Source organism: Pseudomonas sp. EU05-FHT14B02, assembly GCF_058791055.1.
The window spans coordinates 83162-96722 of the sequence record NZ_JBYTDD010000030.1 but is presented as its reverse complement, the minus strand read 5'-3'; the positions used below and the strand labels follow the sequence as shown (position 1 = coordinate 96722).

The 13561-nt window shown below is 60.5% G+C and carries 10 protein-coding genes; 7 read left to right on the top strand and 3 right to left on the bottom strand.

What is annotated here, in order from left to right; translation table 11 throughout:
* A partial coding sequence (locus tag AC3WTM_RS23925; protein ID WP_492587654.1) for a retention module-containing protein occupies positions 1-1590 on the bottom strand: 1590 nt, incomplete at its 3' end.
* Between the two features lie 587 nt (positions 1591-2177).
* On the opposite strand from AC3WTM_RS23925, the gene AC3WTM_RS23920 reads away from it, so the two are divergent.
* From AC3WTM_RS23920 to AC3WTM_RS23910, 3 genes are read left to right on the top strand one after another with little or no spacing between them, the layout of a single operon-like run.
* Positions 2178-3536 (top strand): TolC family outer membrane protein, encoded by a 1359-nt coding sequence (locus tag AC3WTM_RS23920; RefSeq protein ID WP_102671238.1) that lies wholly within the window; start codon positions 2178-2180, stop codon positions 3534-3536.
* Positions 3537-3552: 16 nt separating this feature from the next.
* Entirely contained in the window at positions 3553-5712 is a 2160-nt protein-coding gene (locus AC3WTM_RS23915) for a type I secretion system permease/ATPase (protein WP_102671239.1), read from the top strand.
* Positions 5713-5721: 9 nt separating this feature from the next.
* The gene (locus tag AC3WTM_RS23910) at positions 5722-7077 is read left to right on the top strand and encodes an HlyD family type I secretion periplasmic adaptor subunit (RefSeq protein WP_057715955.1); all 1356 of its coding nucleotides are present in this window, start codon (positions 5722-5724) and stop codon (positions 7075-7077) included.
* Positions 7078-7222: 145 nt separating this feature from the next.
* On the opposite strand, the gene AC3WTM_RS23905 is transcribed toward AC3WTM_RS23910, so the two are convergent.
* Together AC3WTM_RS23905 and AC3WTM_RS23900 are read right to left on the bottom strand one after the other, a co-directional pair.
* The gene (locus AC3WTM_RS23905) at positions 7223-7819 is read right to left on the bottom strand and encodes a tRNA-uridine aminocarboxypropyltransferase (protein ID WP_102671240.1); all 597 of its coding nucleotides are present in this window, start codon (positions 7817-7819) and stop codon (positions 7223-7225) included.
* Positions 7820-7824: 5 nt separating this feature from the next.
* Positions 7825-8718 carry a LysR family transcriptional regulator gene (locus AC3WTM_RS23900; protein ID WP_007972518.1) on the bottom strand — a complete coding sequence of 298 codons (894 nt, stop codon included), beginning with the start codon at positions 8716-8718 and terminating at the stop codon, positions 7825-7827.
* A gap of 285 nt (positions 8719-9003) precedes the next feature.
* Here AC3WTM_RS23900 and speB point away from each other — a divergent pair, with 285 nt between their 5' ends.
* From speB to AC3WTM_RS23880, 4 genes are all read left to right on the top strand, one after another.
* Positions 9004-9954 (top strand): agmatinase, encoded by a 951-nt coding sequence (speB, locus tag AC3WTM_RS23895; RefSeq protein WP_007984912.1) that lies wholly within the window; start codon positions 9004-9006, stop codon positions 9952-9954.
* Between the two features lie 9 nt (positions 9955-9963).
* On the top strand, positions 9964-10386 hold the full coding sequence (locus AC3WTM_RS23890; RefSeq protein ID WP_102671241.1) for a YybH family protein: 423 nt from the start codon (positions 9964-9966) through the stop codon (positions 10384-10386).
* A 55-nt stretch (positions 10387-10441) separates the two neighbouring features.
* Positions 10442-11953, top strand: a complete 1512-nt coding sequence (locus AC3WTM_RS23885; protein WP_102671242.1) for a purine-cytosine permease family protein — start codon at positions 10442-10444, stop codon at positions 11951-11953.
* 161 nt (positions 11954-12114) lie between these two features.
* Positions 12115-13494: a sodium:solute symporter family protein gene (locus AC3WTM_RS23880; RefSeq protein WP_057715959.1), complete on the top strand. Its 1380-nt coding sequence runs from the start codon at positions 12115-12117 to the stop codon at positions 13492-13494.
* Positions 13495-13561 lie beyond the last annotated feature (67 nt).

The following is a 13561-nucleotide window of genomic DNA, read 5'->3' as shown; positions in this document are numbered from 1 at the left end:
CACGCCGGTGACGGCGTTGAACCCAGTGATGGTCAGGGTGCTGCCCAGCGGCGTAGTGATCGATTGCGGGAAGCCGGTGGCCACGCCAGCGGTGACCACGGCGATGCCGCCGACAGTCAGGGTCGTTACACCGTCCAGTGCAGTGACGGTGAAAGTACCGCTCTGGGTCAGGGCAGTGGCATTCGGTGCACTGCCGTCGCTGAGGTTTTTCTCGAAGACGGTCAACTCACCGCCCCCGGCATTCAAACCGCCAATCGTGATCGGGTCATCGTTGTTGTGGATCTGCAGCACCAGGGTGGCGGTGCTGCTGTCGCCATCGGCGTCTGTCAGCGTATAGGCGAAGGTTTCGGTGCCATTGCCGCCGCCGTGCAACGCCTTGAAGTCGGCATCGCTGGTGTTCAGTGTGTAGGCGTAAGTGCCATTGGCATTCAGCACCAAAGTGCCGTAGGTGCCGGTGAAGGTGCCGGGGGTAATCGGGCCACTGTTTTCGCCGAGCGGTACCCGGTCCGCGCCTTGCACGTCGTTGCTCAGCACGTTGCCGTTGAGGGTCAGCAGGGTTTCCGAGGAGGTGCCATTGTTGTCATCGACTGCTTTCGGCACATCGTCGATGATGTTGATATCCAGCGTACCGGTAATGCTATCGCCATTGCTGTCACTGGCCACTACGGTGACGTGTTCGGCAAGACTATTGGCACCCTCGCCGCTTGCGTGGGTTTCGGCACGGTTGAGGGTGTAGCTGTAACTGACCACACCCGTGGCAGGGTCGTAACCGGTGATGGTCAAGGTACTGCCCAGAGGTGAGGTGATCGACTGCGGAAAACCTGCCGCCACACCACCGCTGATCAAATTGATTGCGCCGATGCTGAGACTGGTCAGCCCGTCTGGTGCATTGATAGTGAAGGTGCCGCTTCGCGTCAGTGAAACTTCGTTCCTCGCCGAACCGTCGGCCAGGTTGGCTTCATTGACAGTCCGCTCGCCGTTCTGCTCCGACAGGCCAACGAGGGTGACCGGATTGTTCGGCACCTGCGGCGTCACCGGCGGCACGACAGGGGCTTCGTCCGCTACAGCGATATCCGGATTAACGTTAAGGCGTTCTTCGGGAAATTCGGGAATGCCATTGAACCCGGCAGTGGGGAAGCCGATGACCGGATCGACTCGCCCGCCCACTTCTTCGAGCATGACAAAACTATGGCCACTGCCCGGGATGCCGCCCGGTACTCCGGTAGTCATGGCAGGCCCGGCAGCGGTGGCTTCAGCGGTTTGGGTCGGGTCGTCGCCCGCCGCAATGGCTTTTTGCAGCTGTTCGACATCGGTCAGTTGCGCTTCGCTCGGTGTCACCGCTTCGGTTGAGTCGATATGGGGAATCTGATTGGCGAGCAACTGCGGCGTCATCTGCATGCTGCTGTCGCGCCCGAGGGTCAGTTCCTGGCCATTTTGCAGATGTACCGCCACCGCGCCTTCAGCGCCGGTGCTCAGTCGGTCGCCAGCGAACAGCCGGTCCCCCTCAACCAAAGCACGACGGGTGCCGTCGCTCGCAACCGCGAACACCTGACCGATGACCTTACTGACGATTCCGATGAGCGTTGCCATGTGCACTTCCTCCGCCGCCAACCGCTGTCGGCACCTTAATTGCGCGAAGTACGTGCTCATGGCTCGAGCGGGTTGTCTGGCGGATCGTGTTCCGGGTGCCGGTTTACTTGAGTAAGCCGTGGCCCCGGCAACGATCTCGCCCAGCCAGTCGCTCACGGCGCTGTTTACGATTTCGGGAAAATCCCTCTGCAATCAATGGCATCGGATCCCTGTTCGCAACAAAGTTGCCTGTGAGCGATGCGTAACGATCTCGAAGCACTCAAGTGACAAAAAACCGTCGCCATAAGATCGCTCGCATCCCTCCCCTCCAGCACTTCTCCGCTCTATTTCGATAAGTGGATTGGAATTTTCCTAAAACCCTGATGAGCGCCCTGGAGCCCATAAAACAAGGGCTTTCTAATTGAACAATGTGCTGGATTTTGCAGAGCGCATAAGTTTTTTTTGGCATATCCGTTATGAAAAAAATTTCTTGGCTACGCTCCAGAATGTTCTTAGCTCTTTTGTTAAAGATGTGAAACAACTTTACCGGCAAATTTCGTCAAATAATTGGCGACAGACAAGCACCATCAGGAATCAGGGAGATGTAAATGCGCCTATTAACCCCCCTCTGCAGCGCGGTTCTTTTGGCCATGGCCTGCTCGTCCCAAGCGCAGGCCATAACGCTGACCGAAGCGATCCAGAGCACCATTGCGACCCATCCGGAACTGGCATCCCGGGTCGACAGCAGGCTGTCGGCGGATGAGGACGTGAAGGTCGCCAAAGGGGGCTTTTATCCATCGGTTGATTTGAACGCCGCCTACGGGCGCGGGTACAGCGATAACACCAATACTCGGGCATTCGGCAATCACCACACTGAAATTCTCAACTACACCCAGTCGGAATTGCGCCTGCGGCAGATGCTCTTCGACGGGTTCAACACTTCCAATGAGGTCGAACGCACAAAAGGCGTGGTCAACTCGCGAGCCTATTACGCTCAGGGTACGGCCCAGGATCTGGCCCTGCGCACCACCGAGGTTTATCTCGAAGTCCTCAAGCGCCGCGAACTGGTGACCCTAGCCAAGAACAACCTGCAAGCGCACTTGCGGGTCAACGACCAGATCGGCCTGCGTACCCAGCGCGGCGTGGGCAGCAACGCCGATGCCGACCAGTCCAGCGCTCGCCGGGCACTGGCGGAAAACAACCTCGACACCGCCGAAGTCGATCTGGCCGATGCCGAGTCGAACTTCTATGCCGTTGTGGGGCGCATGCCCGATGAACTCGAAACCCCGCCATCGATTCGTGGCGAAGTCCCCACCACCCTGCCCGAAGCCCAGCAGAGCATGGTGGAAAACAACCCTTACCTGAAATCCGCCCAGGCCGACGTGCAATCGGCTGAAAGCCAGTACGAAGTCGCCAAGTCACCGTTCTACCCTCGCTTCGACGCCGAGGCGGCGGTGGGCGCGAACAACAACCTGCAGGGTGACGAAGGGCACGACAACGAATGGCGGGTCGGCGTGGTGATGAACTACAACCTGTTCCGCGGCGGCAGCGACAAGGCGCGCCTGGCCTCCGACTCGCACAAGATCAACCAGGCGATGGACATCCGCAACAATGCCCTGCGCCAGCTCAACGAGAACATTCACCTGGCCTGGAACGCCATGGTCAACGCCAAGAAACAAACCCCGACCGCCCGTGAATACGCCGACACCAGTAAGCGCGTGCGCATCGCCTACCAGGATCAGTTCGGCCTCGGCCAACGGACCCTGCTGGACCTGCTCGACAGTGAAAACGAGCTCTACAACGCCAACCGTCGCTATACCGAAGTGCGCTACACCGAAGAGTTCTCGATGTATCGTGTCCTGGCGAACATGGGCCAGTTGCTGAGCAAGCAACGGGTCGTACTGCCCGCCGACGCGATCGCCCAGACCGAAGTGAAAAACGAAGCTCGTCTACCTGATATGAAGTAGTGCACGGGAGGGTTCAATGACCAGCATGGAACCCGGCAACACCGGTGTCGATCCGCGCCTGAGCTTCGATGACCCGCTTCTGGACGGTCTATTGATCCTCTGCAAACTCCACGGCGCGACGGTCAGTCGCGCCAGCCTCAGTGCCGGGCTCCCCATGGCACACCAACGCCTGAGCCTGGACCTGCTGCCCCGTGCAGCGGCCCGGGCCGGTTTGCAGGCGCGCTTGCTGCGCCGCGACCTCAAAGACATCTCCTCGCTCAACCTGCCCGTGCTGCTGCTGCTCAACAACGGCCGCACGGCTGTGCTGCGTCGTTATGGCGAGGACGGCAAGGTGCTGATCCTGCCCAGCGAAGCCGACGGCGGCGAACAATGGCTCAGCCCAGAGGAGCTGGCCGAACACTACAGTGGCCAGGCATTGTTCGCCCGGCCACGTCACGAACTCGAAGACTTGCGATCGCCGCTGGTGCCCCGGGTCCAGGCCTGGTTTCGCGATACGCTGAAGCTGTCGAAATGGCTGTACAGCGATGCGATCCTGGCAAGCTTCCTGATCAACCTGCTGGGACTGATGGTGCCGCTGTTCGTGATGCAGACCTACGATCGCGTGGTGCCGAACCAGGCCACTTCGACCTTGTGGGTGCTGGCGATCGGTTTGCTGATCGGCACGGCTTTCGAACTGGTGCTGCGAGTTGTGCGCGCGCACTTGCTGGATACCGCCGGCAAGAAAACCGATGTGATCCTGTCCGCCACCCTGTTCGAGCGCATCACCGGCATGGCGATGAAAGCACGGCCGGCGACCATCGGTGGCTTCGCCCAAAGCATTCATGACTTCCAGGGCCTGCGGGAATTTCTCACCGCCGTGACCCTCACCAGCCTGATCGACCTGCCCTTCTGCCTGCTGATGCTGCTGGTGATCGGCCTGCTCGGTGGCTGGCTGGTGGTGATCCCGATGCTGGCTTTTCCCATCACCATCATCTTCGCCATGGTGATCCAGGTGCGCCTGCGCGATACCGTGCAAAAAAGCCTCAGCCTGGGCGCCGAACGCCAGGCACTGCTGATCGAAACTCTCAGCGGCTTGGAAACCCTCAAAGCCTGCAGCGCCGAAAGCGAACGCCAGCACAAATGGGAAAGCACCCACGGCGCCCTCACCCGCCTCGACAGCCATGCGCGTAACTTGTCGGCCCTGGCCACCAACGGCACCTTGTTCATCCAGCAGTTGTCCGGCATGGCAATCATCGTCGCCGGGGTCTACAGCATCATCGCCGGCAACCTCAGCGTCGGCGCCCTGGTGGCCAGTTACATGCTCGGTAGCCGGGTACTTGCACCACTGGGTCAGATCGCCGGCCTGATCACCCGCTACCAGCAAGCGCAACTGACCATGAAAAGCACTGATGCGCTGATGGGTCTGCCCCAGGAGCGCGACGCCAGACAACGGCCACTGGAGCGCACCCAACTGCAAGGCGCACTGGATGTCGTCGGCGTAACCTTCCACTACAACGGCCAAAGTGCGCCTGCCCTGGCCAATGTCGGCTTCAGTGTGAAACCCGGAGAGCGCATCGGCATCATCGGCCGCAGCGGCTCAGGCAAAAGTACCCTGGCGCGACTGGTGATGGGCTTTTATGAACCGGATGAAGGCCAGTTGCTGCTCGATGGTCTGGACCTGCGGCAACTGGACGTCGCCGACCTGCGCCATCAAATCGGTTACGTCGCCCACGACCTGCCACTTTTGGCCGGCAGCCTGCGCGACAACCTGACCCTCGGCGCGCGCTATATCAGCGACTCACGCATGCTCGAAGTGGCAGAGATGACCGGCGTTACCGAACTGGCCCGGCAACACCCGCAAGGCTTCGACCGGCCCGTGGGTGAACGCGGGCAACTGTTGTCCGGCGGCCAGCGCCAGGCCGTATTGCTGGCCCGGGCGATGTTGCTCGACCCGCCCATCATGCTGCTCGACGAACCCACCAGCGCCATGGATAACAGCAGCGAAGACGTCCTGCGGCAAAAACTTCACGGATGGGTCCAGGGCAAAACCATCCTGCTGGTGACCCACCGCACCTCGATGCTGAGCCTGGTGGACCGGCTGGTGGTACTGGACAACGGACGGATCGTCGCCGACGGTCCGAAAGACGCGGTCATCGATGCACTGCGCAAGGGCCGTGTCGGCTCTGCGGCCGTCTAGGAGTCGCCCATGTCTGCCGATCAAGGATCCCGTGGCTACTTCGACAGTTTCAACAAAAGTGCCGAAACCGAGTACATGCCGGAAACCGCCGGCGCCTCCTTGCAGGACTCACCGCGCTGGTCGCGGATCACCGTGTGGCTGGCAGCCGCGCTGTTGGTCAGTGCACTGGTCTGGGCCAAATTCGCCGTGTTGCAGGAAGTGACCATGGGCGAAGGCAAGGCGATTCCGTCAAGCAAGGTCCAGGTGATCCAGAACCTGGAGGGCGGCATCGTCACTGAAATTTTCGTCCGTGAAGGACAGATGGTGAACAAGGGCGACACCTTGCTGCGCCTGGATGACACCCGCTACCTGTCGAACAAGGGCGAAAGCGAAGCCGATCGCTTTGCCTTGACCGCGCAGGTCGAACGGCTTTCGGCCGAAGCCGAAGGCCGTCCGTTCAAGCTGTCGGAAGAAGTGATCGCCAAAGCCCCGCAAGTGGCTGAAGACGAGCGTTCGTTGTACGAGCAACGGCAACGCCGACTGGCCAGCGAGCAGCGCACCCTGAGCGAACAACTTCGGCAAAAAACCCAGGAGTTAGCGGAGTTCCGCTCGAAACAGGGTCAATTCAGTTCAAGCCTGGCGTTGTTGCAACAAGAGATGAACATGTCCGCGCCGCTGGTGGGCACGGGGGCGGTGTCTCCAGTGGAAATCCTGCGGCTCAAACGCAGCGCGGTGGAGATTCGCGGCTCATTGAACGCCACCACATTGGCGATTCCCCGGGCGGAATCGGCGATCAACGAAATCAAAAGCAAGATCGACGAGTCGGAGCAAACCTTCCGCTCGGAAGCCGCCAAAGAGCTGAACGAGAAACGCACTGACCTGTCGAAAATCACGGCCTCGAGCATCGCCATCGACGACCGCGTGACCCGCACCACCGTGGTTTCGCCAGTGCACGGCATCATCAAGGTGTTGAAGGTCAACACCATCGGCGGCGTGGTCCAGCCCGGCAGTGACATGGTGGAAATCGTGCCGCTGGAAGACAACCTGCTGATCGAGGCCAAGGTACGGCCACAGGACGTTGCATTCTTGCATCCAGGCCAGAAAGCCATGGTCAAGTTCAGTGCCTACGACTACACCATTTACGGCGGCCTGAGCGCCAAACTGGAGTTGATCGGCGCTGACACCATCACCGACGATAAGGGCAACAGCTTCTATCTGATTCAGGTGCGTACCGACAAAAACCATTTGGGCGGGGATGTGAAACCTCTGCTGATCATCCCGGGGATGGTGGCGACGGTGGACATTATTACCGGGGAGAAAACGGTGCTGGACTATCTGCTCAAGCCGGTGTTGAAGGCACGGACCGAGGCGATGCGGGAGCGGTAGGCAGTATCCAGAATCTGCAGTGAGTGATCTGCCGCCATCGCGAGCAAGCTCGCTCCCACAGTGTCCGTGTCGTACACGAAATCTGCGACCGCCACTGAACCTGTGGGAGCGAGCTTGCTCGCGATGAGGCCGGCAAGACCACCAATCATTTTTCAGAATGATTACGCTGGTAAACCTCCTCCCCCATCGCCGCAATCTGCCCCTCGATCAACGCTTCGAATGGCTTCAACAACGGCGCAAACGAAGTCGGCGCTTCGAGGGTTTCCAGCGCCTGCACAATCGCCTCCACCGTCGACAACGCCCCCGGTCCCGGTGCCTTGCGCAACCGATAGCGGGACACACCGCCCTCGGCCAGGGTCACCCTTGGCAACGCCGCCAGCAGCGGATTGAGGTGCAGCATCTTGCGTGCCTTGCGCCAGGTACCGTCCGGGACCACCAGCAGCAAGGGTTCGTCTGTCGCGGCACAAACCTGCATCGGTTGGGCATCTTCGCCGGGAAACAGCAACCGCGCCCGATACCCCGGCTGATTCAACAGCACCGGCAAATCCTCAAACACCTCGCCGACGATCAACTCGGCATTCTTCAACCCAAGCGCCGCCAGACGCGCGGTGTTCAACGCATGATTCACTTCGCTCGGATGCTGCAACAACAGTACCCGGGTGCGGCTGTCGAGGCTGGGAATCAGCGGGCACAGGCAATGAGTTTGCGGGCGCAGACAACGCTGACATTGAATTCTGGACATCGTCTCTACGCCTGATTCAGTTGAGCTTTAAGCAAGTCGCGGAATGTCTGGATCAGCGGCTCGCGGCTACGGCCCCGCCGCACGATCATCGAGAACGGGGCTTGATAACCGAAGGTCGCCGGCAGCAGCACCCGCAAGTCACCCTTGTCGGCCCAGGCCTGGGCGTAGTGCTCCGGCAGGTAACCGATGTAGGCGCCGGACAGCACCAGGATCAACTGGGCCTCCATACTTTCTACCGTCGCAGCACTGTGCTTGAAACCGTGGCGCGCCAGTTCGGCCTGGCTCCAATAACCACGACCGACCATGCGCTGCTGGGTGATGACTTGTTCGGGAATGCGCCGCTCGTTGAACAGCGGATGCCGCGTGCTGCAATACAACCAGTGTTGTTCTCGGTACAGCGGCATGTACACCAGGCCGCTCATGCGCGTGGAGAACGCACCGATGGCCAGGTCGAGACGGTTGTCCTGCACGCCGAGTTGCAATTCGTAAGGGCTCATCACCGACAGGTGCAAGTGCACGGCCGGGTGTTCCTGGCTGTAGGCGCCGATGGCTTCGGCGAACGGCAGGGCCTTGTCGCTGACGGTGGAGTCGATCACCCCCAGGTTCAAGGTACCGCGCAACTCGCCCTTGAGGGCGGCGGCGTACTGCTCGAAGCCTTCGAGTTCGCCCAACAGACGCAGGGTTTCCTGATGGAACAGCTCGCCCTTGCTGGTCAGGCTGAAACCGCCACGGCCGCGATGGCACAGCACCAGGCCAAGGGCTGCTTCGAGCTGGCTCATGTAGGTGCTGATGGCCGACGTCGAGAGATTGAGCTCCTGCTGGGCGTTGGCGAACCCCTGATGGCGCACCACGCTGACGAAGATGCGCAATAGTTTCAGGTCGGGTAAAGCGTTGGCCATGGAAATGCTCCGATCTCGGGGTGACGCGCAATGCTCGAATCAATGCAAATCCTTGTGGGAGCAAGCTCGCTCCCACCAGGTTTGTTCCCGGCATTGGGTTTTGCGTATGGGGTGAAGTCTAACGCCGCCACTTCCATTAGTTTAGAAAAATCTGAACTAAGTATTTGCCCGTAGCGATTCTTCCCGGCCACTACATTTCGCAGAATCGGCGCCACAAGGTGCGCCCGTCCCTTCCGTGAACGGCGCAACCGACATAAATAAAACAACGACGATGAGGCCCTACCCGTGGACAAGATTCTTCACCAACCACTGGGCGGCAACGAAATGCCGCGCTTCGGCGGCATCGCCACCATGATGCGACTCCCCCATTTGAATACCGCTGCCGGCCTGGACGCTGCCTTCGTAGGCGTACCCCTGGACATCGGTACCTCCCTGCGCCCCGGCACCCGCTTCGGGCCTCGTGAAATCCGCGCTGAATCGGTAATGATTCGCCCGTACAACATGGCCACCGGTGCTGCGCCGTTCGACTCGCTGTCGGTTGCCGACATTGGCGACATCGCGATCAACACCTTCAACCTGCTGGATGCCGTACGGATCATTGAAGAGTCCTACGACAACATCCTCGAACACGACGTGATCCCGCTGACCCTGGGCGGCGACCACACCATCACCCTGCCGATCCTGCGTGCCATCCATAAAAAGCACGGTAAGGTCGGCCTGGTGCACATCGATGCCCACGCCGATGTGAACGATCACATGTTCGGCGAGAAAATCGCCCATGGCACCACCTTCCGTCGCGCCGTTGAAGAAGGCCTGCTGGACCCGGACCGTGTCGTGCAGATTGGCCTGCGCGCCCAGGGCTACACCGCTGACGACTTCAACTGGAGCCGCAACCAGGGTTTCCGTGTGGTTCAGGCTGAAGAGTGCTGGCACAAATCGCTGGAGCCCTTGATGGCTGAAGTCCGCGAAAAAGTCGGCGGCGGTCCTGTTTACCTGAGCTTCGACATCGACGGCATCGACCCGGCCTGGGCACCTGGTACCGGCACCCCGGAAATCGGCGGTCTGACGACCATTCAGGCAATCGAGATTGTTCGTGGCTGCCAAGGCCTCGACCTGGTCGGTTGCGATCTGGTAGAAGTCTCGCCCGCTTACGACACCACCGGCAACACCTCACTGCTGGCCGCCAACCTGCTGTACGAAATGCTCTGTGTACTGCCTGGCGTAGTCCACCGCTGAGGATCGGTCATGAGCGAACGTGATCAGGTTCTCAAAGCCGCCGCCGACCTGGTGTCCGCTTTTGCCCGTAACGATCGCGAAGCCTACTTCGGCGCGTTCAGCGCCGATGCCAGCTTCGTCTTCTATACCCTCGAACAGCCCCTGCTGTCGCGCGACGCCTATCAGGCGATGTGGGACGGCTGGCGCTCTGAGGATGGCTTCGAGGTGCTCTCGTGCACTTCAAGCAACGCTTTCGTCAGCCTGCAGGGTGACATGGCGATTTTCATCCATGACGTGGCCACCGAGTTGCGCATGCAAGGGGAGCAACACTTCAGCCAGGAGCGCGAGACGATTGTTTTCAAGAAACAAGCGTCTGGCCAAGAACAACAAGGCCTATGGCTGGCCTGTCACGAACATTTATCCGCGATGCCGGAAGGGCTGCCACCCCCTTAGCCAACACAGGTGACGCTCACGCACGATGAGCGCGCCTTTATGATCGGAGCTGATCATGAATAACAAAAACAACGAAAAAAGCCTTAGCAGCATCGAAACAAACGGGGTTGAACAGATCCCGGACAATGAGCGTGACGCCAAGCCCAGCGATCTGTTTCGCCTGATCTTCGGCGGCGCCAACACCTTTGCCACCGCCGTGCTCGGCAGTTTCCCGGTGCTGTTCGGCCTGTCCTTTCAGGCTGGTGTCTGGGCGATTGTGCTGGGTGTGGTACTTGGTGCGCTGATCCTGGCGCCAATGGGCCTGTTCGGGCCCATCAACGGCACCAACAACGCTGTCTCTTCCGGTGCGCACTTTGGCGTGCACGGGCGAATCGTCGGTTCGTTCCTGTCGCTGCTGACCGCTATCGCGTTTTTCTCGCTCTCCGTCTGGAGTTCGGGCGATGCGCTGGTGGGCGGTGCCAAACGCCTGATCGATCTACCGGAAACCGATCTGACCCTGGGCCTGGCCTACGGTCTGTTCGCGCTGCTGGTATTGACCGTGTGCATCTATGGTTTCCGCTTCATGCTGTGGGTCAACCGCATTGCAGTATGGGCGGCCAGCCTGCTGTTCCTGCTGGGCGTTTTCGCTTTCGCCCCTGCATTCGACAGTCAGTACGCCGGCACCGTAGCCATGGGCCAGGCCGGATTCTGGGCCGCGTTCATCGGGGCAGCATTGGTCGCCATGAGCAACCCGATCTCCTTCGGTGCGTTCCTCGGTGACTGGTCGCGCTACATCCCCCGTGATACGCCCAAAGGCCGGATCATGGTGTCGGTGATTGCCGCGCAACTCGCCACGCTGATTCCGTTCCTGTTCGGCCTCGTCACCGCCACTATCGTAGCGGTCAAGGCACCGGACTACATCGCGGCCAACAACTATGTCGGCGGCCTGCTGGCGGTATCGCCGAGCTGGTTCTTCCTGCCGGTGTGCCTGATCGCGGTCATCGGCGGCATGTCCACCGGCACCACTTCGCTGTACGGCACAGGCCTGGACATGTCCAGCGTGTTCCCTCGGGTGCTGTCGCGGGTCAAGGCCACGCTGCTGATCGGTGTGATGTCGATTGCCTTCATCTTCATCGGGCGTTTCGCGGCCAACCTGGTGCAGAGCGTGTCGACCTTCGCCGTGCTGATCATCACCTGCACTACCCCGTGGATGGTGATCATGATCATCGGCCTGCTGGTGCGTCGCGGCTTCTACTGCCCGGATGATCTGCAAGTGTTCACCCGTGGCGAGAAAGGTGGCCGCTACTGGTTCACCCACGGCTGGAACTGGCGTGGCCTGGGTGCCTGGATCCCGAGTGCGGCCGTCGGCCTGTGCTTCGTGAACCTGCCGGGGCAGTTTGTCGGTCCACTGGGCGAAATGGCCGGTGGCATCGACATCAGCCTGCCGGTGACCCTGGGCCTGGCCTCGGTGGTGTACCTGGTGTTGCTCAAAGTGTTCCCGGAAGCAAGCGCTGTGTACGGCCCGAACGACCTTCGCAACAAGAGCACGGATTCGCTCGCTGAACCGGCGATGCGACAAGTCGCCTGATAAACGCATTAAACGCACTACCTGTGGGAGCGGGCTTGCCCGCGATGAACGATGACGCGGTCAGCCTGACAGACCGCGGTGTCCCCATCGCGGGCAAGCCACGCTCCCACAGGGACTGATTTTCAGCCTCACATAAAAAAGACAATCGGAGACACGCCACAATGGCTTTGGATTTATTCGTCGTACTCATCTACGCCGCCGCGATGCTGATACTCGGCTACTACGGCATGCGCAAGGCCAAGACCAACGAAGACTTTTTGGTCGCCGGTCGTAACCTGGGCCCAAGCCTGTACATGGGCACCATGGCCGCCACCGTTCTGGGCGGCGCGTCCACCGTGGGCACCGTGCGTCTGGGCTACGTGCATGGCATCTCCGGTTTCTGGCTGTGCGCCGCACTGGGTTGCGGGATCGTCGCGCTAAACCTGTTCCTCGCCAAACCGCTGCTGAAACTGAAGATCTACACCGTTACCCAGGTGTTGGAAAAACGCTACAACCCGATGGCCCGCTCCGCGAGCGCGGTAATCATGCTGGCCTACGCGCTGATGATCGGCGTGACCTCGATCCTGGCAATCGGCACCGTGCTGCAAGTGCTGTTCGGCCTGCCGTTCTGGATCTCGGTACTGCTCGGTGGTGGCGTCGTGGTGATCTACTCGGCCATTGGCGGCATGTGGTCCCTGACCCTGACCGACATCGTCCAGTTCGTGATCAAGACTGTCGGCCTGATGTTCATCCTGTTGCCGATCTGCCTGTACCGCGTTGGCGGTTGGGATGAGTTGGTAATGAAACTGCCGGCGGCGAGCTTCAGCTTCACCACCATCGGCTGGGACACCATCATCACCTACTTCATGATCTACTTCTTCGGCATCCTGATCGGTCAGGACATCTGGCAACGGGTGTTCACCGTCAAGACCGCCAAAGTGGCTCAGGTTGCCGGTACCGCTGCCGGTATCTACTGCATCCTCTACGGCCTGGCCTGCGCCCTGATCGGCATGGCTGCACACGTACTGATCCCGGATCTCGACAACGTCAACAACGCCTTCGCTGCGATCGTGAAACTGTCCCTGCCGGACGGTATCCGTGGCCTGGTGATCGCTGCCGCACTGGCCGCCATGATGTCCACCGCCAGCGCCGGCCTGCTGGCCGCCGCCACCACCCTGACCGAAGACCTGCTGCCGAAACTGCGTGGCGGTAAACAGTCGAGCCTGGCGATCAACCGCCTGTTCACCCTGTTGACCGGCATCGTGGTACTGGGCATCGCTCTGATCGTGAACGACGTGATCAGCGCCCTGACCCTGGCCTACAACCTGTTGGTAGGCGGCATGCTGATCCCGCTGATGGGTGCGATCTTCTGGAAACGCGCTACCACCGCCGGCGCTATCGCCAGCATGGGCATGGGCTTTGCCACCGCGCTGCTGTTCATGTTCAAGGACGGTCTGGACGCCAACACCCCGATCTACTACAGCCTCGGTGTAGGCCTGGTGAGTTTCGTGGTGGTGAGTTTGATGTCCCGCCGCACGGCAGCAGTGGCCAGCGCTGCCTAAGCTGAACATAACGACTTGATGCTTTCTTCGACGAGTGTGGCGTCGGTTGCCACACTCGTTTTTTTTC